The sequence below is a fragment of the Mesorhizobium sp. ArgA1 genome, assembly GCF_053714375.1.
This window is the reverse complement of the sequence record NZ_JBSKBQ010000002.1, coordinates 489,353-512,880: the sequence shown is the minus strand read 5'-3', so window position 1 is coordinate 512,880 and position 23,528 is coordinate 489,353. Positions and strand designations below refer to the sequence as shown.

The 23,528-nt window shown below is 63.2% G+C and carries 21 protein-coding genes; 7 read left to right on the top strand and 14 right to left on the bottom strand.

All coding sequences use genetic code 11. The features are described 5' to 3' along the window. Positions 1 to 209: 209 nt before the first annotated feature. Positions 210 to 2,489, bottom strand: coding sequence for a mechanosensitive ion channel family protein (locus tag ACWGTI_RS09690; RefSeq protein WP_454586896.1), 2,280 nt, complete (start codon positions 2,487 to 2,489; stop codon positions 210 to 212). A gap of 536 nt (positions 2,490 to 3,025) precedes the next feature. Between ACWGTI_RS09690 and ACWGTI_RS09685 the strand changes: the two genes are divergently transcribed. Further along, on the top strand, positions 3,026 to 4,153 hold the full coding sequence (locus ACWGTI_RS09685) for a serine hydrolase domain-containing protein (protein WP_454586895.1): 1,128 nt from the start codon (positions 3,026 to 3,028) through the stop codon (positions 4,151 to 4,153). A gap of 43 nt (positions 4,154 to 4,196) precedes the next feature. On the opposite strand, the gene doeB is transcribed toward ACWGTI_RS09685, so the two are convergent. From doeB to ehuR, 10 genes are all read right to left on the bottom strand, one after another. Further along, the gene (gene doeB, locus ACWGTI_RS09680) at positions 4,197 to 5,198 is read right to left on the bottom strand and encodes a N(2)-acetyl-L-2,4-diaminobutanoate deacetylase DoeB (protein ID WP_454586919.1); all 1,002 of its coding nucleotides are present in this window, start codon (positions 5,196 to 5,198) and stop codon (positions 4,197 to 4,199) included. A 5-nt stretch (positions 5,199 to 5,203) separates the two neighbouring features. After that, positions 5,204 to 6,382 carry an ectoine hydrolase DoeA gene (gene doeA / locus ACWGTI_RS09675; RefSeq protein WP_454586894.1) on the bottom strand — a complete coding sequence of 393 codons (1,179 nt, stop codon included), beginning with the start codon at positions 6,380 to 6,382 and terminating at the stop codon, positions 5,204 to 5,206. 38 nt (positions 6,383 to 6,420) lie between these two features. After that, positions 6,421 to 7,413 (bottom strand): cyclodeaminase, encoded by a 993-nt coding sequence (locus ACWGTI_RS09670; RefSeq protein ID WP_454586893.1) that lies wholly within the window; start codon positions 7,411 to 7,413, stop codon positions 6,421 to 6,423. Then, entirely contained in the window at positions 7,410 to 8,396 is a 987-nt protein-coding gene (gene eutB, locus ACWGTI_RS09665) for a hydroxyectoine utilization dehydratase EutB (RefSeq protein ID WP_454586892.1), read from the bottom strand. The genes ACWGTI_RS09670 and eutB overlap by 4 nt, the downstream gene beginning before the upstream one ends. A 5-nt stretch (positions 8,397 to 8,401) precedes the next feature. After that, complete coding sequence (gene eutA / locus ACWGTI_RS09660; RefSeq protein WP_454586891.1) at positions 8,402 to 9,181, bottom strand: ectoine utilization protein EutA; 780 nt, start codon at positions 9,179 to 9,181, stop codon at positions 8,402 to 8,404. 7 nt (positions 9,182 to 9,188) lie between these two features. Beyond that, on the bottom strand, positions 9,189 to 9,848 hold the full coding sequence (gene ehuD / locus ACWGTI_RS09655; protein WP_454573526.1) for an ectoine/hydroxyectoine ABC transporter permease subunit EhuD: 660 nt from the start codon (positions 9,846 to 9,848) through the stop codon (positions 9,189 to 9,191). Between the two features lie 34 nt (positions 9,849 to 9,882). Further along, a complete protein-coding gene (gene ehuC, locus ACWGTI_RS09650) occupies positions 9,883 to 10,542 on the bottom strand; it encodes an ectoine/hydroxyectoine ABC transporter permease subunit EhuC (protein ID WP_112620826.1) in 660 nt (219 codons plus the stop codon). 65 nt (positions 10,543 to 10,607) lie between these two features. Next, a complete protein-coding gene (gene ehuB / locus ACWGTI_RS09645; RefSeq protein ID WP_454586890.1) occupies positions 10,608 to 11,459 on the bottom strand; it encodes an ectoine/hydroxyectoine ABC transporter substrate-binding protein EhuB in 852 nt (283 codons plus the stop codon). 64 nt (positions 11,460 to 11,523) lie between these two features. Next, positions 11,524 to 12,309 carry an ectoine/hydroxyectoine ABC transporter ATP-binding protein EhuA gene (gene ehuA, locus ACWGTI_RS09640; RefSeq protein WP_454573529.1) on the bottom strand — a complete coding sequence of 262 codons (786 nt, stop codon included), beginning with the start codon at positions 12,307 to 12,309 and terminating at the stop codon, positions 11,524 to 11,526. Between the two features lie 123 nt (positions 12,310 to 12,432). Next, positions 12,433 to 13,818 (bottom strand): MocR-like ectoine utilization transcription factor EhuR, encoded by a 1,386-nt coding sequence (ehuR, locus tag ACWGTI_RS09635; RefSeq protein WP_454586889.1) that lies wholly within the window; start codon positions 13,816 to 13,818, stop codon positions 12,433 to 12,435. Positions 13,819 to 13,899: 81 nt separating this feature from the next. On the opposite strand from ehuR, the gene ACWGTI_RS09630 reads away from it, so the two are divergent. From ACWGTI_RS09630 to ACWGTI_RS09615, 4 genes are all read left to right on the top strand, one after another. Then, entirely contained in the window at positions 13,900 to 14,391 is a 492-nt protein-coding gene (locus ACWGTI_RS09630) for an Lrp/AsnC family transcriptional regulator (protein ID WP_454586888.1), read from the top strand. Positions 14,392 to 14,520: 129 nt separating this feature from the next. Continuing rightward, positions 14,521 to 16,014, top strand: coding sequence for an NAD-dependent succinate-semialdehyde dehydrogenase (locus ACWGTI_RS09625; protein WP_454586887.1), 1,494 nt, complete (start codon positions 14,521 to 14,523; stop codon positions 16,012 to 16,014). 32 nt (positions 16,015 to 16,046) lie between these two features. Continuing rightward, a complete protein-coding gene (locus ACWGTI_RS09620) occupies positions 16,047 to 17,426 on the top strand; it encodes an aminotransferase (protein WP_454586886.1) in 1,380 nt (459 codons plus the stop codon). A gap of 12 nt (positions 17,427 to 17,438) precedes the next feature. Continuing rightward, positions 17,439 to 18,539, top strand: a complete 1,101-nt coding sequence (locus ACWGTI_RS09615) for an alcohol dehydrogenase family protein (protein ID WP_454586885.1) — start codon at positions 17,439 to 17,441, stop codon at positions 18,537 to 18,539. Positions 18,540 to 18,706: 167 nt separating this feature from the next. Here ACWGTI_RS09615 and ACWGTI_RS09610 read toward each other — a convergent pair whose 3' ends face one another. Next, positions 18,707 to 20,224, bottom strand: a complete 1,518-nt coding sequence (locus tag ACWGTI_RS09610; RefSeq protein WP_454586884.1) for a winged helix-turn-helix domain-containing tetratricopeptide repeat protein — start codon at positions 20,222 to 20,224, stop codon at positions 18,707 to 18,709. 121 nt (positions 20,225 to 20,345) lie between these two features. On the opposite strand from ACWGTI_RS09610, the gene ACWGTI_RS09605 reads away from it, so the two are divergent. Together ACWGTI_RS09605 and ACWGTI_RS09600 are read left to right on the top strand one after the other, a co-directional pair. After that, the gene (locus ACWGTI_RS09605) at positions 20,346 to 20,576 is read left to right on the top strand and encodes a DUF1127 domain-containing protein (RefSeq protein WP_454586883.1); all 231 of its coding nucleotides are present in this window, start codon (positions 20,346 to 20,348) and stop codon (positions 20,574 to 20,576) included. 97 nt (positions 20,577 to 20,673) lie between these two features. Beyond that, a complete protein-coding gene (locus ACWGTI_RS09600) occupies positions 20,674 to 21,849 on the top strand; it encodes an MFS transporter (RefSeq protein WP_454586882.1) in 1,176 nt (391 codons plus the stop codon). Between the two features lie 45 nt (positions 21,850 to 21,894). Here the strand turns inward: ACWGTI_RS09600 and ACWGTI_RS09595 are convergent, their stop codons facing one another. Both ACWGTI_RS09595 and ACWGTI_RS09590 read right to left on the bottom strand, forming a co-directional pair. Beyond that, positions 21,895 to 23,109: an NAD(P)/FAD-dependent oxidoreductase gene (locus ACWGTI_RS09595; RefSeq protein WP_454586881.1), complete on the bottom strand. Its 1,215-nt coding sequence runs from the start codon at positions 23,107 to 23,109 to the stop codon at positions 21,895 to 21,897. A 92-nt stretch (positions 23,110 to 23,201) separates the two neighbouring features. After that, complete coding sequence (locus ACWGTI_RS09590; RefSeq protein ID WP_023667887.1) at positions 23,202 to 23,366, bottom strand: DUF3309 family protein; 165 nt, start codon at positions 23,364 to 23,366, stop codon at positions 23,202 to 23,204. Positions 23,367 to 23,528 lie beyond the last annotated feature (162 nt).

Sequence of the window (23,528 nt, the reverse complement as noted above, 5' to 3'; positions counted from 1 at the left end):
GATTGTCTACAGATTTACAATTTAGCGGTCGCTAAAACCGTGGGCTCAAGTCACAAAGTTACGAAATGTAGCAAAAATAGCACAAAAAAGACGCTTGGCTGCACTCTGATTGAGCGCCGACCACATATGCGTGTTTCTACGCTCCGCGGCCCTTGGTCTGACGACGTCCAGACGGAAAGCCGCGCCATTGGCGGGGTGTCATAGCTCTCCTACTCCGTTGTGCTCGCTTTTTTTCTGCGTCGATTAGTATGCGACTGCGCGACGGCCATTTGCAACTCGGGTGTGATCTCCAATGGTACATTTTCTGCCCCATGTGGGTCCTGCAGCCCCTGGACGTGGACGGTCGGGAACGGGAGTTCGATGCCCTGTTCCTTGAAGACCTGGCGCAGACGCACATAGAATTTGCGTTTCATGCCGAAAGCGCCTCCAGGTCTGGTCATGGCCTTGACCCTCAAGACGATGCCGTACTCGCCGAACTCCTGTACGCCTTGCATCTTGATCGGGTCGAGCACCCAGTTCTTGAACTCGGGATCTTCCGCCAGTTCGAGGCCGATTCGCTTGATCAGCTTGCGAGCGAAGTCGATATCGGTGTCATAGCCGACGGTGATGTTGAACTTGTCGATAACCCAGTCACGGCTCTGGTTCTGGACTGCCCCGAGTTCACCGAACGGTATCGTGAACAGCGGACCACGATGGTGGCGCAGCTTCACCGAGCGCAGCGAAAAGCTTTCCACTGTACCCTTGTAGCTGCCTGAGGAAATGTATTCGCCGACACGAAAAGCATCGTCTAGCAGATAAAACACGCCCGAGATGACGTCCTTGACGATGGTTTGTGCGCCAAAACCCACGGCGACGCCGACAACGCCGGCGCCGGCGATCAGCGGGCCGATCTGGATACCGATTGAGGCGAGCATCATCAGCACCGCCATCACGACGATCACTGCAAGCAGAATGTTCTGGATGATCGGCAAAAGCGTGCGCAACCGCGCCTGCTGGGGGTCGAGGGTCGGGACTTCCTCCTCGCCCATTGCCGCCTGCGGCATCTCGATGCCCAGCTTTCGTTCGATCAAGGCCTTGATGATCGACCAGCCGAAATCGGCGGCAAGCGCGATGACCACGACATTGATCAAGCCGCGCAATATCAGCGTGGTGATCGTATCGCCGTCCCGCATTGATTGCATGTCCAGGCCCAGGACACGCGCAAGGAAGTAAGCCGCCGCCAGAATAAAAATCATCCGGATTCCGCGGTCGATGGCTGCGATCGTCACCGCCGGGATCGTTGGCCGGCCAGCTTCTTCCGAACCCGGCCGCAGGATGAAGTTAACCCCGCGCTCGGTCAGAACGATTGCCATGGGCAGGAAGAATGCGGTGAAGGTAAACCAGAACAAGGTGTAAAGGCCGGCTATGCGCTGCAGGAACAGAGCGACGAAATAGGCAGTCAACAGCCATGTCGTTGCCGTATGGGCGCTTTGGCGGGCGCCGTCCCGCTGGATTCTGGGCCGACGCCAGACGGCAACCAACACGAGCGACAGCAGGAGGAAATCGGCGACCACGGACAGGACCGTCATTCCGTCCTGATCGATGCCGAGACCCGGCAAGAGGATAAAGGCGGCGAAGACGAAGGCAAAAAACCCGACAATCCGGGGTAACCAATAGGCCCAATGGTCAGCGGTCTCGTTGGTGATCGGGAGGGCACGAACCTCGGCGGCGTGCTCGACCTCCATAAAGGAGGGGACGAGCATAGCCATGACGTACAGGCGCACACCCCAGGTGAAGACCGCGGCAATCAGAAATGTCAGTACAATCTCGCGGATCAGCCCCGGCCACTCGAACAGCATGAATGCGCCGGCGCTGCCCAGCGCGAACGAGACGATCATCATGCTGGAATAAAGCGTGCGACCGCCAATCTTCTTGGCCCGCCCGACGGGCGTATCCTTCGGCTGTGCGATGATCCAAAGACGAAATGGACGGGTGAGCTTGTACGTTGCCCAGGTGAGCGCCAGGCCAGCGGCGATGAAGATCGCGACCAGCACCAATATGCTGGCTGGCCCCTTGTTGGACATATCGTCCATGGTATTGGCCCGGACGCGCGCAAACTGGCCCGGTAGCGAGGGCAAGGTTCGCACGATCTTTTCAATATGATGTTTGATCCGATCGAGCGTCGAGGAGGCCATCGTGTTCATCTGGCCTGGCGCAGCCGCGGTGCCGCCCGACGGAGCGCCCGCCCCGGCAGGTGTCTCCGTTGACCCGCTATCCTGATTTCGTTGTTCGGCCACCCAGGCCTTCACCGACGGATCGTCGAGAAGCTCGAACAATTGATTGACCCTTTCAGGTGGGGCGGCCGCCGGCGTTTGCGCATGTGCCTGAGCAGCCAACAAAAGGGCGATCCCAAAGACGAGCGGGTTGGCAATTAGGACAAACATCGCCGCCAGGTCTCCGAGACGTCGTGCCCGGCGCGCCAGAGTCTTGGCTCCCAATCGTCGATTCATGAGTGGCATCGTGCGGTAACCTTCCGGTCAAATCGGCGAGCAAAGACAGCTAGGTCCGTCGTTGCACCTACCTTGGACAAGCCGATGTTGTGGTGCAAGTCTCATCGTTTCTGGCTAGTCCGTTGGGCAGGGCACTTGGCAACCGGCAAGGCTGTCGTCTGTCCCTTATGTCGGATGGCCTTTCAAGTTCGCCAATTAAGGATATCTTATATCCACAAGGATGCACAATATCCTTAAAACGAAATTGACCGTGACGGGATGGAAGGGCGCCTATGACATCCTCACCAAGGATGGCGCTACACCGTCAGCGTCGTCCCGAACCCGACCGTATCTCTCTAGGAAGACGCGCGCGTCACCCGCCGTGCGATCGATGCTATTGCGGCAAGGTCGTGTGGTGGTAGGCACGCCACTGCCCTCCGGACTGACTGCGGCACCATGTCTCCGTGCTGGTCGCCACAGCTTGGTTGCTAAACCAAGGGCAGTCATTGAAACTGCATCGCGTCGACGACCACCTCTTACGGAATGAGAATTCGCCCATGAACATGGACGGTATCTGCGATCCCCGCTTTGCAGGCGTGCGCGAGGCGTTTGGCAGGTCTTTCGACCAAGGGCTCGAGCTTGGCGGCGGCGTGTCGGTCGTGGTCCATGGCAGGACCGTCGTTGATCTATGGGGCGGCCACGCCGATGCCGCGCGCAACCGCGCGTGGCGGCAAGACACGCTGGTCAATGTCTGGTCCTGCACCAAAGGCGTTGTGGCCTTGGCCATCGCCATGTTGGTGGAGCGCGGCAAGCTCGATTATGCCGCCCCCGTTGCGCATTATTGGCCGGAATTCGCGGCAGGCGGCAAGGAGCGCATCACGCTCGATCAGGTGATGTCGCATCAGGCCGGGCTGAACGGTCTCGCCGTGCCGATGGACGAGGCAGGGCTGTTGGCGTGGACGCCCTTTGTCGACGCGCTTGCCGCAATGCCGCCGCTATGGGAGCCCGGCAGCCGCTGTGTCTATCACGCTCTCACTTATGGCCACCTCGCTGGCGAAGTGCTGCGACGTGTCGACGGGCGAAGCGTGGGCCGCTTCATCGCGGAAGAGATCGCCGGCCCGCTTGGCGCCGATTTTCATGTCGGTCTGCCGGCCAGTGAGGATCCCAGGGTCGCCGAGATGATTGAAGGTCCAAAAACTTCGGACTGGGTCGAGTTTGTCCGCGCCTCGCCCTTTCCCCACGCATCGGATAATCCGACACCCCGGGCAAGGGCGCCCAACGATCGCGCCTGGCGCGCCGCCGAGGTGCCGGGCGGCAATGGCCAGTCGACTGCCAACGCACTGGCCCGCATTTACGGTATGATGGCGGCCGGCGGCGTGTGGGAGAGCAAGCCTCTGATCGGCCCTGCCGCAGTCGAAGAAGCAGGAAGACCTCGCATTCGCGGCATGGACGACAGCTTCGCGTTGCCGACAGCCTTCGCCGCCGGCTATCAGATGGAGGATCCCAGCTATGCCGGCCGCGCGTCGCCGCAAACGTTCGGCCACAGCGGCTGGGGCGGTGCCATCGGCTTTGCCGATCCCGCCGCCGGTGTTGGGTTCGGCTACGTCACCAATCGTATGCTCGGTTTCGACGACCTCGATCCACGCCGCAAGGGTGTGATCGACGCCGTCTACGATGCGCTCTGATACAAGCACACACGCTGGTCTTTGATTTCGCTCATTCCGAACGTCACGAGACCAGAGCGCCAACCACTGCGGCACAGTCACCGGCTTTGACCAGGCCGGGGAAATGACGCGCCGCCAGCATGCCGGACATTTTCGCTTTGATTTCCTGCGGAGCGATGCCGGTGCGCCCGGTGGAATGGATGCGCGCCAGCACCGCGCCTTCTGTGACAGGCTCGCCAAGATCGACCATGGTTTCTATCATGCCGTCATCCTCGGCGAAGGAGAAGCAATCGCCTGACGGCATGTCGAGCCACTGGGTTCGAGTCTTCTCGACCGCCCCAGCAACGATGCCGGCATGACGCAGGACATTGCTGATACCGCGCCGCGCAATCCGAACCGTCTGGGCACGCGAGGTGCCGCCGCCGCCAAGCTCGGTGCTGACGAAGACCTTGCCCATTTCCTCCGCCGCCGTGTCGTACATGCCGACCGAGTCGATCTCGATCATGCGCATCGAAAACGGCGCCGAGAATGCTGAGACCGCGTCGAAGGCTTTCTGCTCCTGTGCCTTGTCGACCAAAGTATGCGCGGCGCAGAACGGCACAAAGTCCAGCGTCCTGCCGCCGGAGTGGAAGTCGAAGACGAGGTCGGCGCGCGGCAGCAATTCACGTTGGAAATAGTCGGCGATCTTTTCTGTCACCGTGCCGTCCGGCCTGCCAGGGAAAGCGCGGTTCATGTTGCCCTTGTCGATCGGCGAGGTGCGGGTACCGGCGCGGAAGGCCGGATAGTTCATGGCCGGCACGATGATCACGGTGCCGGTGATCTGTTTGGGATCGAGCGTGCGGGCGAGATCGTAAAGCGCCAGCGGCCCTTCATATTCGTCGCCATGATTGCCACCCGAGAGCAGCGCCGTCGGTCCCTTGCCGTTCCGGATGACGCAGATCGGGATCATCACCGAACCCCAGGCCGAGTCATCGCGGCTGTAGGGCAGGCGCAGGAAACCGTGCTGCACGCCGTCCTGGTCGAAATCGACAGTTGGCGCGATCGGCGATGGGCGGAGACTGGAAATCGTTTTCAATTCTTCACCACCAGCTTGCGCGGCACGTTGGCCAGGCACTCTACACCGGTTTCGGTGATCAGGATGGATTCTGTGATCTCCAGTCCCATCGTCTCCAGCCACAGGCCGGTCATGAAATGGAAGGTCATGCCGGGCTTGAGCTCTGTGCGGTCGCCGGGGCGCAGGCTCATGGTGCGCTCGCCCCAATCCGGCGGATAGGACAGGCCGATCGGATAGCCGGTGCGGTTATCCTTGACGATGCCGTATTTTTTCAAGACAGCGAAGAAGGCGTTGGCAATGTCCTCGCAGGTGTTGCCGGGTTTCGCCGCCGCAAGCCCCGCCTCCATGCCTTCCAGCGTCGCCTTCTCGGCATCGAGGAACTCCTGTGTCGGCTTGCCCAGAAAGACGGTGCGCGACAGCGGGCAATGGTAGCGGTTGTAGCAGCCGGCGATCTCGAAGAAGGTGCCTTCGCCCGACTTCATCGGCTGATCGTCCCAGGTCAAATGCGGTGCCGAAGCGTCGGCGCCCGAGGGCAGCAGCGGCACGATCGCCGGATAGTCGCCGCCGATCCCGTCGACGCCGCGCGTGCCGGCATCGTAGATCTCAGCGACCAGATCGCATTTGCGCATGCCGACTTCGATCTTGTCGACGATGCGCCAGTGCATGGCTTCGACGATGCGAGCTGCCTTGCGCATATAATCGATCTCGGTCGGACTCTTCACGGCGCGCTGCCAGTTGACCAGCGCGGTGGCGTCGACGAAGCGGGCGTTGGGCAGATGCTTCTGCAGCGCGGCGAACGCCGCCGCTGAGAACCAGTAATTGTCCATCTCGACGCCGATGGTCAGCTTGCTCCAGCCGCGATCACTGAGCACGCTGGCCAGAAAATCCATGGGGTGGCGCTCGGTCGACTGCACGTAGTGGTCGGCATAGCCGACGATGTTGTCATGCGCGAGATAGGCGGTGCGCTTGGCGCCGTTGGCGTCCTGGCCACGGCCGTACCAGACCGGCTCACCCGATGGCGGCACGATGACCGCCTGGTGCACATAGAACGACCAGCCATCATAGCCGGTCAGCCAGGCCATGTTGGACGGATCGCTGACGATCAACAGATCGACGCCATTCACCTCCATGGATTGCCGTGTCTTGGCGAGGCGGTCCGCAAATTCGGCGCGCGAGAATTTCAGGTTTGGTTGCATTGTTCTTGGTCCTCGTTTGTTGGGCCTCGCGGCCGGTATCAGCTTTCGAAAGTGGTCCCGGACTCTGCCGCCCGCGCGCGGTCGCGGGCGAGCGTGGCGATCGCCGTGTCCTGCACGCCGGTGCCGGTGAGGTCGGCGATGGTGATGTCGCTTGCTGAGCGCCTTCCGTGCTTTTCACCGGCAATAATCTGGCCGAGCTCGGTGACCTCCATATCGGCGCCCATAACGCCCGAAGCGATGGCGTGATGAAGTTCGCCGAGACGCCGTGTCTGCTTCGCGCTGTCGGCGACGTAGAGATCGGCCATGCGCAGGATGACGGGCGCGATCTCGTTCTTGTGCTCTGCGTCCGACCCCATCGCAGTGATGTGCTGGCCGGCCGAAACGAAGCCGGCCTTGATCAGCGGCTCGGTCGAAGGCGTGGTAGTGACGATGATGTCCGCGCCACCAACGGCCGTTGCCGCGTCCGGCTCGGCACGCACCAGAATGCCAAGTTTCTCGCGCAGCGCGCCTGCTGTCGCCTCCGCCTTGACCGCATCGCGGGCCCAGATCCGCGCTTCGGCGATCGACCGGACGAGCATGAGCGCTTCGAGCTGCAGCCCGGCTTGCACGCCGGCGCCGAATATTGCTGCAACAGACGACTCCGGCCGCGATAGATGCTTCGCGGCTACCGCCCCGGCGGCGGCCGTGCGGATGTCGGTGAGATAGCCATTGTCGAGCAGCAGCGCCTCGACCACACCGGTCTTGGCCGAGAGCAAAACCATCATGCCGCCGCCGCTCGGCAGGCCGAGCGTTGGATTGTCGAAGAAGCCAGAGCTTATCTTGACGGCGAAACCGTCTATCCCGGGCACATAAGCGGACTTCACGTCGACCTCGCCGCGATGCTCGGGAATGTCGAGCCGCAGGATCGGTGGCATCGCCACCGGCAAAGTGGCCAAAGCGCGGAAGGCGTTCTCGACGCAGGCGACGGCGTCGAGATCGAGGGGCACGATCTTGCGTAGCTCACTCTCCGTGAGGATCGTCATCCGGCTCATGAGGTGCGCTCCGCGGCTACCGCACCGCAAACGATCTTGCGGTGCGTGTGCATGTCAATGTTTCGTCCGGACAGCAGTACGACCACCGGCCCGTTCGCCTTGACCTTGCCGGCAAGCAGTGCGCCGATGCCGACGGCGCCGGCGCCTTCGACGATCTCGCGCTCGTGCTCATAGGCATGGCGGATGCCGGCAGCGATCTCGTCCTCGCTAAGCAGGACCACATCGTCCAGCAGCTCGCGGCACATGGCGAAGGTCAGCCGGTTGTCGAGGCCGATGCCACCGCCGAGCGAATCCGCCAGCGTCGGTAACTCCTCGACCTCGACCGGCCTGCCTGCCTCAAGGCTTGCCTTCATCGCCGCGCCGCGCGCCATCGAAACACCGATGACTTTTGTCTGAGGGTTGATGCCCTTGACGGCGGCGGCGATGCCCGAGGCCAGCCCGCCGCCGGAGAGCTGCACCAGAACAAGAGCTGCATCCGGAACCTGCTCGACCATCTCCAACCCGAGCGTGCCTTGCCCGGCAATGATGGCGGGATGGTCGAAGGGCGGTAGCATGACCAACCCTTCTTGCGCCACCAGTCGCTCGACCTCCTGCTGCGCCTCATCCTGGCTGTTGCCGACGATGCGGATGTCCGCGCCAAGCCGGCGGATTTCGTCGAGCTTGTTGCCCGGCACCAGCCGCGACATGCAGATCACCGCGCGCATGCCTTCGAGCTTTGCGGCATAGGCCAGCGCGCGGCCATGATTGCCCGTCGACGCCGCGACGACGCCGCGCGCCTTCTCCTCAGCGCTCAGCGAAGCGACGGCGTTCGAGGCGCCGCGCAGCTTGAAGCTGCCGGTGATCTGGCGATGTTCGAGTTTGAGGTGGACGGGAGCGCTCAGTTGATCCGAGAGCCTATGGGACAAGACTGTTGGCGTGCGCTCGATCTTGCCGGCTATGCGCTCATGCGAGGCACCAATATCGCTGAGGGTAACTGTCGTCATGTTCGTCAATCGCGCGGCAATGGCAGCGTCATCAGGCGGCCGAATTCGGGGAGGGATGTCTCGTCGCCACACAGCCGCAAACAGTTCCAGGCGCTGGCCTGATTGCTGCTCACCACCGGGCGGCCGATCGCCTCCTCCATTCCCGTGATCGCGAGCGCACCGCGCAACGCCGTGCAGGACACGAACAGCGCCTCGGCCTCAGCATGTATAGCCTCGCGTGCGAGTTCGACAATCGCTGTCGGCGCAATGCGCGCCATCTCGCGGTCGTCTTCGAAGCCGAGGCAGGTGAAGCTGACAATATCGAAGCCGCGCGCCGCAAAGTATGCCGCCATCGGCCTGGAAGTTTCAACGGTGTAAGGGGTGAGGATGCTGATCTTCTTCGCGCCCAGCGCCTTCAGCCCGCGCACGCCGGCCATGGGTGGCGTGACGACGGGAACGCCTGATTTGGCAGACTGGATCGCGGCCTCGATTTCGGCATCGCCGATCACCACCGAGGCCGAGGTGCAGGAATAGCAGATGGCGTCGAGCGTCTCGTCGGGCAGGATCAATGCCGCACCCGCCGCCAGCTCCGGCTGCATCTTGCGAAGGTTCTCCCGTGTGGTCGGGTTCTTGTAGGGGATGCGCGCGACATAGACGCCAAGCCGCTCGCTCGCCACCATGCGGCGGAAATCCGGTTCGCTGGTGTGGTCGGTGGCAAGGATGATCAGGCCGACGCGCTTTTCCAGCGGACGCGCGTCGAGTGCCGGCCTTGTCGGCATCTGCATGATTTCGGGCAACGGTTTCATCTCAGAGTTACCTTTCGATCTTGCCGTAGCGATGTTCCAGCCAGCGCAGCAGCACGACGGAAAAGAGGCTGATGACGAGGAAGAAAGCGCCGACCAGCGTGATCGGCTCGATGTAGCGATAGTAGGTGTTGGCAACGCTCTTGGCCTGGTTCATCAGCTCCAGCACGGTGATCGCCGATAGCAGCGGCGTCTCCTTGAACATGGCGATGAAATAATTGGCCAGCGCCGGGATCATCGGCGGGATCGCCTGCGGGATGATGATGTTGGTCCAGGTCTGCGTGGCGCTCAGATTGCACGCCTTGGCAGCTTCCCACTGACCGCGCGGCACGTTGTCGATGCCGGCGCGGTAGACTTCCGCCGTGTAGGTGCCGTAATGCAGGCCGAGCCCGATGACGCCGGCGACCAGCGGCGGCAGCAGAATGCCGAAATCGGGCAGCACGTAGAAGATGAAATAGAGCTGCACCAGAAGCGGCGTGCCGCGGATGAATTCAGCAAGGAAGCCGACGGTGCGTGACAGCACCTTGTTGGGCGAGCGCCGCGCTAATGCAATGCCCAGCCCGACGATGGCGGCCAGCACGGAGCCAAGCAGCGTCGCCAGGATGGTGATCTTCACGCCCTGGATCAGCGTCGGCATGATTTCCCAGACGAAGTTCCAGTCCCATTCCATCAGAGGGCCCAATTCATTAGAAGGGCATTGGCCGTCAGACGCGCACCCCATCGAGGCCGCGCGCCATACGGCGTTCCAGCGAACGCACGCCCCAGGAAATGATCAGCGCCAGCGCGAAATAGATGATCAGGATGGTGGTGAAGGGCACCAGCGTGTTGCCGGTCTGCGAGCGCACGACCTGCGCCTGAAAGGTGAGATCGGCGAGCGAGATCAGCGACACCACGGACGTGGCCTTGAGCAGCTCGATGGCATTGTTGCCGAAGGTCGGCAGCATGATCAGCAGCGCTTGCGGCAGGATGACGTGGCGCATGCCTTGCCAGCGGCCGAGGTTGAGCGCGATGCAGGCCTCATATTGTTCGCGTCCGACCGACTGGATGGCGCCGCGCACCACTTCGGCCGCATAGGCGCCGACATTGAGGCCCAGCGCCAGCACGCCGGCCTGCAGCGGGGTCAGCTCGAGGCCGATCAACGGCAACACGAAATAGGCAAAGAACAGCTGCACGAAGATCGAGGTGCCGCGGAAGAATTCGATATAGGCGGTGGCCAGCCAGCGCAGCGCAAAGAAGCGCGACACGCGCCCCATGCCGGCGAGAAAGGCCATGATCAGCGCGAGCACCGACCCCATCAGCGTCAGCTCGATGGTGACAAGCGCTCCCTGCAATATCAGGCCGAGATAGCCGGACCACTGGGTCATCTTGGGTTCCACGTTTTGCGGTTAGCTTCCTTCTCCCCGTGAACGGGGAGAAGGCAAAAGGCGCGCTACTTCGCGGCGCAGAGCTTGTCTCTGGTCGTCGACATCGCGGCCGCCGCCGAGAAACCGTAGGGTTCGATGATCTTGGCGAATTCGCCGGATTTCTTCATCTTGGCGAGCTCGACATCGAAGGCATCGCGCAACGCCTCGTCGCCCTTCTTGAAGGCGGCGCCGTCGCAATAGACCGGCGCACCCTGCACTGGCGCAATGACTTCGAGGTTCGGATCGTTGGCCTTCTTGACAAGGTCGTTGATCGACAGGACGGGTAGCGAATAGGCGTCGATACGTCCGTCCTGCAGCATCTTCAGGCCGCTCTGGCCATCGGGCACGACGATGACGCGCTCGCGCGGCACGCCGGCGTTGAGCGCCAGCTTCTCTTCGGTGCCGCCGCCGGGCGCGCCGATCGTGGCTGACGTGTCCTTGGCGACGTCCTCGTAGCTCTTGAAGCCCTTCGGATTGCCCTTCTTGACCAGCATCGCCTCGGCGTCGCACAGCACCGGTTCGGAATAGACGACCGCCGCGCAGCGCTCAGGTTTCATGAACAGGCCGGCGGTGACGACGTCGAAGCGGCCGGCCTGCAGGCCGGGGATCATCGCGCCATACTCCGAAATCGACGCGACGATGTCGCCAACGCCGAGACGCTTGAAGATCTCGCGGGCCACGTCCGGCGCCGCGCCCGAAACCTTGCCGTCGGCGGCGACCGCCGTATAGGGCGGCTCGTTGGCTATGGCGACGCGCGCAAAGCCCTGCGCCTTCAATTGCTCAAGCTTGCTGTCGTCAGCCGAACCGGTGCTTGACGCGGCCAGCACCGCTGTCAGTGCGAGGCCGGCGACGCCGGCTAGAATGCCAAGTTTCTTCATTGTTCCCAACTCCTTGTTTCTTGTCTTGGTTTTGTCTGGGGCGGTCTTCCGCCCCGCAAAGCGGTCAGACACGATGTCCGGCCGCGATGATCTTCTTCAGGAAGCCTTGCGTGCGCTCCTGCTTGGGATGGCGGAAAATCTCATCGGGCTTGCCCTCCTCGACGATCCTGCCGCGGTCGAAAAACAGCACACGGTCGGCGAAGTCATGAGCGAAGCCCATCTCGTGGGTGACGAGCAGCATAGTCATGTCGGTCTCGGCGGCGAGCTTGCGCATGACGTTGAGCACCTCTTCGACCAGCTCCGGATCGAGCGCCGAGGTCACCTCGTCGAACAGCATGATCTTTGGCGACAGCGCCAGCGCGCGCGCGATCGCCACGCGCTGCTTCTGGCCACCGGACAATTGCGCCGGCATCGACTTCGCCTTGTCGGCCATGCCGACCATGTCGAGCAGTTCCATCGCCCGCTTCTCGGCAGCGGCGCGCGGCGTGCCTTTGGTCAGCATCGGCGCCAAGGTGACATTGTCCATGACGCATTTGTGCGGAAACAGATTGAACAGCTGGAACACCATGCCGATCTTCTGGCGCATCTTGGTCAGATGCCGCTCGTCGGCGGGCAGCAGCTGTCCGTTGCGCTCCATGTGGTAGAGCTGCTCGCCATCGATCTGGATATGACCGCCATCGATCTTTTCCAGCGTCATTAGAATGCGCAGGATCGTCGTCTTGCCGGAGCCGGACGGGCCGATCAGCGCCAGCTTCTCGCCGGGCATGACCTGCATCGACAGGCCGTCGAGCACTTTGAACGAGCCGAAGCTCTTCGAAATGGCGTCGACCTTGATGATGGGTGCGGACAAATGAATTTCCCCTGCTGGAGAAGCCTGTGCCCTTAACGATGCGGAACGCGCCAAATCATGTCAATCTGGAAAATTAAATCATGACAATATTTCCGCATTGCATGATTTCAGGGCAATTTCAGCTCAGATCGCGAGCAGCAGATGCTCCGGATCGCCAAGCAACAGCTTGGTGACAACGCCGAGGCCGGCGCGCAGTTCCCCCTCGGTGGTCGAGCCCAGCGAAATACGTACTGCCGGATGCCAGGGTGCGTCGGAAATGCGGAAGGAGGTGCCGGGCGCGATTGCCACGCCTTGCAAGCGGGCCTGGGCGACAAAACTTTCCTCGGCGCGGTCGGCGGGCAGCTGCAGCCAGACATGCAGCCCGTCGCGCCGGGCGCGATAGTCGACGCCGGTTAACACTTCGGCAGCCATGTCCTGGCGGCGCCGCAACGCCGCGCGCTGCCAGCGCACGAGCTCCATCGCGGTGCCGTCGGCCACCCATTTGGTGGCGATCTCGGCCACCAGCGGCGTCGCCATCCAGTTCGACACCAGATGCCGGTTGGCAACGGCGGCAACGTAGCGGTCGGGCGCGGCGAGATAGCCGATGCGCAGGCCGGGCACGGTGATCTTGGTGAAAGAGGTGACGTAGAGCGTACGCTCCGGCGCGAAAGCCGCGACCGGCGGCGGCCGGTCCTCGACCAGGGGTCCCAGCACATCGTTCTCGATGATGGCGATGTCATGCTTGCGCGCGACCGCGGCGATCTCTTCGCGCCGACGTGCGTCCATCAGCGTCGCCGTTGGGTTGATCACCGAAGGTTGCACGAACACCGCGCGAATGTCGGTAAGCTGGCAGGCCTCGTCGAGCGCTTCCGGTATCAGGCCGTTGCCGTCGATCGGCAGGCCTTCGAGGTTGAAGCCGAGATAGCGCGCCAGCGGCACCAGCGTGTGGTGGCCAATTGCTTCGGTGGCGACGGTTGAGCCGGGCGGCGCGACGCTCATCAGCGCCACCGTCATCCCGGCGGTGGCGCCGTTGGTCAGGCTGATATTCTGCGCCGAGACATCCAGCCCGCATAGTTTCAGCCAGTCCACCGCCACCGCGCGGTGGCGCGGAAACACCATGTTGGGCCGGAACGACAGCGCCGAACTGGACGGCAGGTTTTCGGCAAGCCAACCCAAGGCCTGCTTCAGCCGCTCCAGATGCATCGGCTCGCAGACCGGCTTCAGGATGGAGAGGTCGATGACTTCGCCGAGGCGCTCCGGCAGATAGGGCGGTTCCGGTTCGCGGCGCTGCGTCTGGACAAAGCTGCCGCGGCCGATCTCGCCGGAAATCAGGCCCCGCCGGATCAGTTCCTCATAGGCGCGGCTGACCGTCTGCACCGACAGTTTCAGGTCGTCGGCCAGCCTTCGGTGCGTCGGCAGCCGCGCGCCATTGGCGAGCCGCCCGTCATGGATGGCGCGTGCGAACTGGTCGGCCAGCGATTGATAGGCTGGCCGGCGGAGGAGCGCGGGATCGGGTTGCCATAATGTCATGACTTATTAGGATCGAAATCAGTGCAATTGACAATCGAAATAATGCGCCATCATGGTGGTGTCGACAAAAAGTGGACGCCGATGACATCAGCGAAACTCGACGCGATCGACTTGAAAATCCTCGACGCCATCCAGCGCGACGGGCGCATCACCAAGCTGGCGCTGGCCGAACAGGTAGGCCTGTCGCCGACGCCGTGCTGGATGCGGTTGCGCAAGCTGGAGAAGGCCGGCATCGTCTCGGGCTATCACGCCAGGATCGCCATGCGTGTCGTGGCGCCTGTCGCCACCGTGCTGGTGGAGGTGACGCTGGCCAGCCACCGCCAGGCCGATTTCGACCGCTTCGAACGCGTCATCCGCGATATTCCCGAGATCGTCGCCTGCTGGTCGGTGGGCGGCGGCGTCGACTATGTGCTGAAGGTGATGGCGCGCGACATCGACGCCTATCAGCGGCTGGTCGACGGCTTGCTCGAGCGTGAGATCGGCATCGACCGCTACTTCACCTACATCGTCACCAAGACGGTGAAGGAGGAGATCGTTCTCCCCATCGCCGACCTGGTGCCGGCATCGTCGTGAAGCCGGAGAGATTGTCTGCCGGAACGGCACAATAGAGAGACTCTCTCTCCTTCAAGGCATGCAAACAGTCTCTCTGTCTGCTTCTGGCCGATAGTCTTCCCGCATCGTCCGAACCGGGAGGCTTCGACCATGTCCGCACATTTTGCCCGCTCGCATCGCCACGAAGCGCTTGATCGCCTCGCCGACCGCCGACTTCTGCGCGAACTTGCCTATGTCGACGGCCATTGGACGGCGAGCGAAGCGGCGGAAAGTTTTGAGGTCACCGATCCGGCCACCGGCGCCACCGTCGCCTTTGTCGCGGCGCTCGACGCGCACCAGACGACAAAGGCGATCGATGCCGCCGCGCGCGCCTTTCCGGCATGGCGCTCGCTGCTGCCGCAGGAGCGGTCCAAAATCCTGCGAAAATGGTTCGAACTGATCACTGCGGCGAAGGATGACCTTGCTCTGCTGATGACACTGGAACAGGGCAAGCCGCTGCGGGAGTCGCTCGGCGAGATCGACTATGCCGCCTCCTTCGTCGAGTGGTATGCCGAGGAAGCAAAACGCCTCAATGCCGAGAGCGTCACCAGCCATCTGCCGAATGCGGAAATGATGGTGCGGCGCGAGCCGCTCGGCGTCGTCGGCGTCGTCACGCCGTGGAATTTCCCGTCGGCCATGCTTACACGCAAGGCGGCCGCGGCCCTTGCCGCAGGCTGCACCATCGTCGCACATCCGTCCTCGGAGACGCCGCTGTCGGCGCTGGCGCTGGCGGAACTTGGCGAGCGCGCCGGCCTGCCCGCCGGTGTCTTCAATGTCATCACAGGCAAGGCTGCTGTCATCGTCGGGCGCATGTGCGAGGATGCACGGGTTCGTGCCATGAGCTTCACCGGCTCGACGGAGATCGGCAGGCTGATCGCCGCGCAAAGTGCGCCGACGATGAAGCGGCTGGTGATGGAGCTTGGCGGCCACGCGCCGCTGATCGTCTTTGCCGATGCCGATGTCGACAAGGCCGTGAATATTGCCGTCGACGCCAAATTCGCCACCTCCGGCCAGGACTGCCTCGCCGCCAACCGCATCTATGTCCAGCGCCCGATCTACGACCGCTTCTGCGCCGCCTTTGCCAGGCGCATTGAGGCGCTGCGGACCGGCAATGGGCTTGCCGACAAGATCGACATCGGACCGTTGATGCATGAGCGCGCCGTCGCCAAGGTCGAGGAGCAGGTCGCCGACGCCGTCGCTCATGGTGCGCGCTGCCTGACCGGCGGCAAACGGCATCAGGCTGGGCCGTTGTTCTACCAGCCGACGCTGCTGGCAGATGTCACTGACGAAGCGTTGATCATGCGCGAGGAAACCTTTGGGCCGGTCGCCGCCGTCACGCCTTTTGATAGCGAGGACGAGGTCATCGCCCGCGCCAACGCCACCGAATATGGCCTCGTCGCCTATGTCGTGACCGAGAACGGAGCCCGCCAACAGCGCCTTGGCCGCGCGCTCGACTACGGCATGGTCGCCGTCAACCGTGTCAAGATCACCGGCGCGCCGATCCCGTTCGGCGGCGTCAAGCAATCCGGCATCGGCCGCGAAGGCTCGCGCCACGGGCTCGAAGCTTTCACCGATCTGAAGTACCTCTGCCTGGACGTCGCTTAAGTCCGTACGGCCATATCTCAAGGAGTCAAAAGATGCTCGACCAGTCCAACGAACTCAACGCCTGGGATCGCGACCACTTCTTCCATCCCTCGACCCATATGGGCACGCATGCACGCGGTGAATCGCCGACGCGCATCATGGCCGGTGGTGAGGGAGTTACCGTGTGGGACAACAATGGCAAGAAGAGCATCGATGCCTTTGCCGGGCTCTATTGCGTCAATGTCGGCTATGGCCGCCAGAAGATCGCCGACGCCATCGCCACCCAGGCGAGGAACCTTGCCTATTACCACGCCTATGTCGGCCACGGCACTGAGGCCTCGATTACCTTGGCCAAGATGATCATCGACCGCGCGCCGAAAGGCATGTCGAGGGTCTATTTCGGTCTCTCGGGTTCGGATGCCAACGAAACCAACATCAAGCTGATCTGGTACTACAACAACGTGCTGGGACGGCCGGAAAAGAAGAAGATCATCTCGCGCTGGCGCGGTTATCATGGCTCAGGCGTGATGACAGGATCGCTGACCGGGCTCGATCTCTTCCATAACGCCTTCGATCTGCCGCGCGCGCCCGTCCTGCACACCGAGGCGCCGTACTATTTCCGGCGTGCCGACCGCTCGATGAGCGAGGAGCAGTTCTCGCAGCACTGCGCCGACAAGCTCGAGGAAATGATCTTGGCTGAAGGTCCCGAAACCGTCGCCGCCTTCATCGGCGAACCGATCCTCGGCACGGGCGGCATCGTGCCGCCGGCCGCCGGCTATTGGGAAAAGATGCAAGGCGTGCTGAAGAAGTATGATGTGCTGCTGGTCGCCGACGAGGTGGTGACGGGCTTCGGCCGTCTCGGCACCATGTTCGGCTCCGACCACTACGGCATCAAGCCCGACCTGATCACCATCGCCAAGGGCCTGACCTCGGCCTATGCGCCGCTGTCAGGCGTCATCGTCGCCGACAAGGTCTGGCAGGTGCTGGTGCAGGGTTCCGACAGGCTGGGCTCGCTCGGTCATGGCTGGACCTATGCCGCGCACCCGATCTGCGTTGCCGCAGGCGTGGCCAATCTCGAACTGATCGACGAGATGGACCTGGTGACGAATGCCAGCGAGACCGGCGCCTATTTCCGCGCCGAACTCGCCAAGGCTGTCGGCGGCCACAAGCACGTCGGCGACGTGCGCGGCGACGGCATGCTGGCAGCAATCGAGTTCGTTGCCGACAAGGACGACCGCGTCTTCTTCGATGCCGCGCAGAAGATCGGGCCGCAGGTGGCGACAGCGCTCGCCGCGAGCGGTGTCATCGGCCGCGCCATGCCGCAGGGCGACATACTCGGCTTCGCGCCGCCGCTCTGCCTGACGCGCGAGGAAGCAGACATCGTCGTTTCGAAGACCGCCGATGCCGTGACGAGCGTGTTTGCCAATCTCTGAGATCGACCACCGATGAATGCCATGGCCAAAACTCTCCCAGCCACCATGGCCGCTGTGCTGCTCACCGGGCATGGCGGGCCGGAAAAACTTGTCTACCGCACCGATGTCAGAGTGCCTGTGCCCGCGCCCGGCGAAGTGCTGGTCAACGTCAGCGCTTGCGGGATGAACAACACCGATGTCTGGGTGCGACAGGGCGCCTATGGCACGGAGGAAGATTCTGCCGCGGTGTCGACCTGGCGGCGGCAAGGCAACACGCTTGTTTTCCCGCGCATCCAGGGCACCGACACGGTTGGCGCCATCGCTGCCGTGGGCGAAGGCGTTTCGCCGGACCGTATCGGCGAGCGGGTGATGGTCGACTTTTCCATCTACAACCGCGAAGACGATTCACTCGCCGACATCGACTATATGGGCCATGGCCGGGACGGCGGCTATGCCGAGTACCAGGCGGTGCCGTCCGAGAATGCGCATGTTGTCGACACCGAGATGAGCGATGTCGAACTCGCCACCTTCTGCTGCGCCTACCTCACCGGCGAGCAGATGCTGGAGCGCGCCGGGCTGAAAGCCGGCGAGCGCGTGCTTGTCACCGGCGCCTCAGGCGGCGTCGGCTCAGGCATCGTGCAACTGGCGAGGGCGCGCCGTGCCATTCCTTATGCGATCGTCGGCAAGGGCAAGGAGCAGGCGGTGCTCGACATCGGCGCCGAGGCCGTCATTACCCGTGGCGTCGCCGACCTTCCGGCCGCTGTGAATGAAGCGACCGGCGGCCAACCAATCGATGTGGTCGCCGATCTCGTCGGCGGCGCGATCTTCAACGACCTGTTGCGCATCCTTCGGCCCGAAGGCCGCTACACCACCGCCGGCGCCATCGCCGGCCCGGTCGTGCAACTCGATCTACGGACCATGTATCTCAAGCAGTTGCAGCTGCACGGCTCCAGCCAGGGCACGCGTGCCGATTTTCGCCGCATCGTTGGATATATCGAGGCAAAGAAAATCCGGCCGCTGGTCGGCGGTGTCTACAAACTGTCAGAGTTCCACAAGGCGCAGGCCGACTTCGTGGCCAAGGATTTCGTCGGCAAGCTGGTAGTCGTGCCGGACGCGATGTGGATCAATAGCTGACCTGGCAGGACGGGCTGCGGGCAAGAAAATCATCGTGAGCTGTCCCTATGGCGGAGCGCGCTTTGCCCCCAGTCCTCGTCGCCAGAGGCTGGTCGACCAGTTTATCTGAGCCGACAGTGCTGGCATCGTACGGGCGCTGCGTCATCAATCGAGCGCGGACCGGTCCGTCACTCCGGAAGGCCGGCCTTGCGGAAGCCATCGACGAAATGTTCGAGCGTGGCAGTGTCGCGGAATGGCTCGGTCTCGACCCAGTGGCGAGTGGTGAAATGCGGGTTGGCGACAAGGAACAGGTCGACCTCGGCCCGCGCCGCGCCGAGGTCGCCGAGTTGGGCAAGGCTTGCCGCCAGGAAGCGGCGCGAGCTTGTCCGATAGGTCTCGTCCCGGCGCAGCGTCTCGACGGCGCCTTCATAGTCGCGCGCCGCATATTGCGCCTGGCCGAGTGTCAGATAGTACCAGCTTGCCGGAAACGGATTCAGCCGGAACGCCTTGCGAATGTATTCGAGGCCTTCTTCGACGCGCCCGGCCAGCACCGCGATGTCGGACAATGTCGCCCAGGCATCGGCCTCGTTCGGGTCGAGTTCGAACGCCTTGGCAAATTCCGCGTCCGCCTCGTCGAATCTGCGCTCATAGGCAAGCAGGTTGGCAAGCACCCAGTGACAGCCGGCATCGTTGGGATCGATCGCCACGGCCTTGCGCGCCAGGTCCAGGGCGAGGCGGCGGGCAGGCTCAATGGGGTCGCCCCAATGCACCCATCCCATCCAGTGGTTCATGGCAAGCCAGCGACAGGCCTCGGCATAGTCCGGATCGAGCGCGAGCGCGCGCGTCAGCATCAGATGCGCTTCGCGCGCCGACTGCGGCGAATCGTCGATCAGCTTTCGCGCCCGCACGACAAGATCGTAGGCCTCGAAATTCCTCGGCCGGTTGCGCGGCGGCGGCGCGCGCAGCCGGCCAAGCAGCGCCTCGACGATCTTGGCCGTCACCTCGTCCTGGACGGCAAAGATATCTTCCAGGCCGCGATCGAAGCGGTCCGCCCACAGATGCTCGCCGCTCAGCGCGTCGACGAGCTGGGCGTTGATGCGCACACGGCCCGCGGCACGTCTGGCGCTGCCCTCCAGCAGATAGCGCACGCCAAGCTCCCTGGCCATCTCGCGCACATCCACCGCCTTGCCCTTGTAGGCAAAGGTCGAGTTGCGCGCGATGACGAACAGGCCGCCTATCCGCGACAGGTCGGTGATCAGGTCTTCGGTCAACCCGTCGGCGAAGGCTTCCTGCTCGGGGTCGTTGCTGAAATTGGCGAAGGGCAGAACGGCTATCGATGGTTTGGCGGGCAGCGGCAAAGCCTGTCGCTTCGCATCGCCGAGCTGTTCGATGGCGCCGGTGAAGCGATAGCCGACGCGCGGAACCGTCGATATCCATTCACCGCCGTTCGCGGCCGGACCCAGCAGCTTGCGCAATTGCGCGATCTGGACGGTGAGGTTGCCTTCCTCGACGGCCGTGCCTGGCCATGCCGCGTCCATCAACTCGGCCTTGGCCAGGATCTCGCCGGGCCGGGCGACGAGCGCCGCCAGCAGCTGCAGTCCGCGATGGCCGGCGGCGACGGGGACATCGTCCCGAAGGAGCGTTCCCGCACCCGGATCAAGCACGAACGGACCAAAGGCAAAGCGCGATCCTTGCATAGCGCGCATCTATAACCGGTTTGGAACTTTTGAGAACTATTTGGCTGCGCTTAATTACGGCGCCGTCCGCATGCTGCACAGTTCAGCCTCCTACCGAGGGCTCTTGCTCTCAAACCGAATGGAGGTTGCCATGAACGATACCCTTGCTTCTGCTTCGGCAGCCTGGCCGGAACAATCAACGGCGTCATCGCGCCGGAGCCTGACGAGCCCGCGCGGCATGATTGCGGCCTGGCGTGAGCGGATACGCTTTCGCTGGGACCTGAAGCAGATGGCGGATACCAATCCGCATCTGATCGACGATATCGGCCTGACCAGACGCCAGGTCGAGGCCGAGATCGTCAAGCGCTTTTGGGAAGTGTAAGGCCGCAGATGAAACCGGTTCGCCACTTTCAGCCTACTGCGGCGCTTCGCCGGTATTTGAACTTGCCGGAATGTACCGATCTTGCTTCGAAAGCTGCATGAGCGCCGAAGACGCGACGTCACCCCGCGAGAGCCGCATCCCATCGGCCGCGATGGCCGGTATCATCGCGACCGTCACGGTTTTCGCCGTGGCGCAGGGGCTGACCTATCCGCTGCTCAGCTTCATCCTGGAACGGCAGGGGACGACACCGAGCCTGATCGGCCTCTCCGCCGCCATGACGCCACTGGGCTTCATCGTATCCTCGCTTTTCACGCCGGCGCTGGTCCGGCGCGTGGGGGCGGCGCGCTTTGCGGTCCTGTGTTCCATTCTGGCGGCAACCGCGCTGATCGCGATTGCCTGGACGCAGGACGTCTGGGCCTGGATGCCACTGCGCTTCCTGCTCGGCTTCTTTGCCAATCCGCTTTACGTGATCAGCGAAACCTGGCTGGTTTCGATCACGCCCGCCGCGCGCCGGGGCCGCATCATGGGCCTTTATTCCTCGATTGTTTCGGCCGGCTTCGGCCTCGGCCCGCTGTCGCTCGGCCTGGTCGGCACGCAGGGGTGGCGGCCCTTCATGATAGGCAGCGCGGCCTTCCTGGTCTGCGGCCTGATCGTGCTTGCCGTCTCGCAGCGGCTGCCCGACATGCCGCTCGAGGGCGAGGCGATGTCGGTCGGCGGCTTCTTCGCGCTGGCGCCGCTGCTTTTGTTCGCAGTCTTCACCGCTGCCTCCTTCGAGCAGGTTCTGCTGTCCCTGTTCGCGGTCTATGGCGCCGCACTCGGCAGCGCGGAACAGCGCATCGCTTCGCTCATCACCTGTTTCATCGCCGGCAATGCCGTTCTGCAGATTGTGCTCGGGCGCGCCGCAGAACGGTTCGGCTCGAAGCGGATGATGCTGTTCTGTGTCCTGCTTTGCCTTGCCGGTTGCCTGCTGTTGCCGTTGCTCTTCGACACGTGGCTGATCTGGCCGCTCTTCTTCATCTGGGGCGGAGTCTCGTTCGGGATCTACACGCTGTCTCTGATCCAGCTCGGCGAGCGTTTCACCGGTCAAGCCTTGATCGCCGGGAATGCAGCCTTCGCCTTCGTGTGGGGCATAGGCGGCATCGTCGGCTCGCCGGTGGCGGGACTGGCAATGCAGCTGACCGGACATCAGGGGCTGCCATCCACGCTTGGCCTGCTGTGCTGTGTGCTTGTGGTGTTTCTGATGGCGCAGAGACGCACAAATCTGCCGGCCTGACGAGAGCGATTCCAGGGTGCAGCTCGGTGAACGGAGGCCTCTCGATCAGGATCTGCTGAATGAAAACAGCTTCGCATCGGAGTCTTCGATGCCGCCGATCGCCGAGGCAACGATCTCCGAAGCGATCTGCGAGAAGGTGATGCCGTTGCCGCCATAGCCCATCACGGCATGGATGCGTGGATGCCGGGGCAGGGCGCCGATATATGGCATGCCTGTGCCGGTTGTTCCGAATGAGCCGGTCCAGGCGAATTCGGGCCTCACGTCGAGCCGCGGCAGCAGGCGATGCAGTTTCTTCGCCAGACGTTTCGCCTTGTCGGCGATCAGCGCGTCGCGACGTGCCTCGTCGGTGAATTCCTCGTCCTCGCCGCCGCAGATGACGCGGCCGTCCTCTGTTGCGCGCAGATACAGGTATGGTTCCGACGCCTCCCAGATCAGCACCGCACCCGGCCAGATGTTTTTCGGTTGCGGCGCCGTGGCGATCGCCCAGGTCGAGACGACGCCGTGCGCGGTCTTCGGGATGACGTCAGTCAGCTCATAGCCGGTGGCCAGCACCAGATGCCGCGCGGTGATCGTCGGGCCGAGGCTGGTGGCGACGACGACCTGGTCCCGGCTGTCCTCTATCGCCGTCGCCTGCACCGGCGCATGGAAACGCGCCTTGCGCTGCAGGGTTTTCAGCAGCAGGCCAGCCGTCAGCTTGCGCGGGTCGAGCGCAAGATTGCCGTGGCTGAGGATGGCGCCGGCGCGATCGATACCAAACTCGTCGGCGAGCGCCTTGCGGGCTAGGTAGCTTGCGCCGATGCCGATCTGCCGGCGCGCCTCTGCCTCATCGCGCAGTGCAGAGGGGTCGAGCGCATCGCCGGCCAGATAGAGCGAGGACGATAGTGTCAGGCGACAGTCGATGCCGAGTTCGGCGATCCGTCCGCCAAGGTTGGATACCGCCAGGCGCGACCGCCGCCATGCCTGTCCGGCATCGGCCTTCCCGACCATTGCCGAAAGTTTCGACATTGGCTGGTCGAGCTCGAACTGCACCAGGGCGGTGGTTGCCGAGGTCGACCCGAGCAGCGGACCACGACGGTCGATGCAGATGACCGAATGACCGGAGGCGGTCAGCGTTTCGGCGGCCATGGCGCCGCTGATCCCCATGCCGACGATCAGCACGTCGGTCTTGACATCGCGCTTAAGTTTTTCCGTAGGCACCGATGGTGCCCGATAGGCAAACCACACCGGCCGGCCGCTGCGCAGGTCGAGTTTGCGTGCCACCAATATCTCCAGACGCCGGCCCTGTTCAGCTGCCAACCAATGTCTTCAAACGGAGAGCGGCCGCCGAGGTCCGGCGGCCGCTGGCAGCGGCGCTATATGCGCCCAAGAACAACCAGAATGATGACGATGATCAGCACCAGCCCGAGGCCGCCGCCGCCATAGTAACCGGTGCCATAAAAGGGTCCGCCGCCGAGGCCGCTGAAGCCGCCTAGCAACGCGATGATCAGGATGATAATAAGAATGGTACCCAGGCCCATATGCCGTCTCCTTGCGCTGCCGCGCCATTCACGCCGCGCGGCTCGAAGACAGAAACTCGCGGCAGGCCATCCTGTTCCAATGCCTTTGCAACCCTTGCGAGCCAAGGGCAAGCGCAGCCGGCGTGATTACGGTCTCTGTTTGACGGCTAAGAAAAGCAGGAA

What these genes read in the sequence shown, in the direction of transcription:
- ACWGTI_RS09690 (WP_454586896.1), bottom strand. Translation starts at nt 2,489, where the DNA reads ATGAATCGACGATTGGGAGCCAAGACTCTGGCGCGCCGGGCACGACGT.
- ACWGTI_RS09685 (WP_454586895.1), top strand. Translation starts at nt 3,026, where the DNA reads ATGAACATGGACGGTATCTGCGATCCCCGCTTTGCAGGCGTGCGCGAG.
- doeA (WP_454586894.1), bottom strand. Translation starts at nt 6,382, where the DNA reads ATGCAACCAAACCTGAAATTCTCGCGCGCCGAATTTGCGGACCGCCTC.
- ACWGTI_RS09670 (WP_454586893.1), bottom strand. Translation starts at nt 7,413, where the DNA reads ATGAGCCGGATGACGATCCTCACGGAGAGTGAGCTACGCAAGATCGTG.
- eutB (WP_454586892.1), bottom strand. Translation starts at nt 8,396, where the DNA reads ATGACGACAGTTACCCTCAGCGATATTGGTGCCTCGCATGAGCGCATA.
- eutA (WP_454586891.1), bottom strand. Translation starts at nt 9,181, where the DNA reads ATGAAACCGTTGCCCGAAATCATGCAGATGCCGACAAGGCCGGCACTC.
- ehuD (WP_454573526.1), bottom strand. Translation starts at nt 9,848, where the DNA reads ATGGAATGGGACTGGAACTTCGTCTGGGAAATCATGCCGACGCTGATC.
- ehuC (WP_112620826.1), bottom strand. Translation starts at nt 10,542, where the DNA reads ATGACCCAGTGGTCCGGCTATCTCGGCCTGATATTGCAGGGAGCGCTT.
- ehuB (WP_454586890.1), bottom strand. Translation starts at nt 11,459, where the DNA reads ATGAAGAAACTTGGCATTCTAGCCGGCGTCGCCGGCCTCGCACTGACA.
- ehuR (WP_454586889.1), bottom strand. Translation starts at nt 13,818, where the DNA reads ATGACATTATGGCAACCCGATCCCGCGCTCCTCCGCCGGCCAGCCTAT.
- ACWGTI_RS09630 (WP_454586888.1), top strand. Translation starts at nt 13,900, where the DNA reads ATGACATCAGCGAAACTCGACGCGATCGACTTGAAAATCCTCGACGCC.
- ACWGTI_RS09625 (WP_454586887.1), top strand. Translation starts at nt 14,521, where the DNA reads ATGTCCGCACATTTTGCCCGCTCGCATCGCCACGAAGCGCTTGATCGC.
- ACWGTI_RS09620 (WP_454586886.1), top strand. Translation starts at nt 16,047, where the DNA reads ATGCTCGACCAGTCCAACGAACTCAACGCCTGGGATCGCGACCACTTC.
- ACWGTI_RS09615 (WP_454586885.1), top strand. Translation starts at nt 17,439, where the DNA reads ATGAATGCCATGGCCAAAACTCTCCCAGCCACCATGGCCGCTGTGCTG.
- ACWGTI_RS09610 (WP_454586884.1), bottom strand. Translation starts at nt 20,224, where the DNA reads ATGCGCGCTATGCAAGGATCGCGCTTTGCCTTTGGTCCGTTCGTGCTT.
- ACWGTI_RS09605 (WP_454586883.1), top strand. Translation starts at nt 20,346, where the DNA reads ATGAACGATACCCTTGCTTCTGCTTCGGCAGCCTGGCCGGAACAATCA.
- ACWGTI_RS09600 (WP_454586882.1), top strand. Translation starts at nt 20,674, where the DNA reads ATGAGCGCCGAAGACGCGACGTCACCCCGCGAGAGCCGCATCCCATCG.
- ACWGTI_RS09590 (WP_023667887.1), bottom strand. Translation starts at nt 23,366, where the DNA reads ATGGGCCTGGGTACCATTCTTATTATCATCCTGATCATCGCGTTGCTA.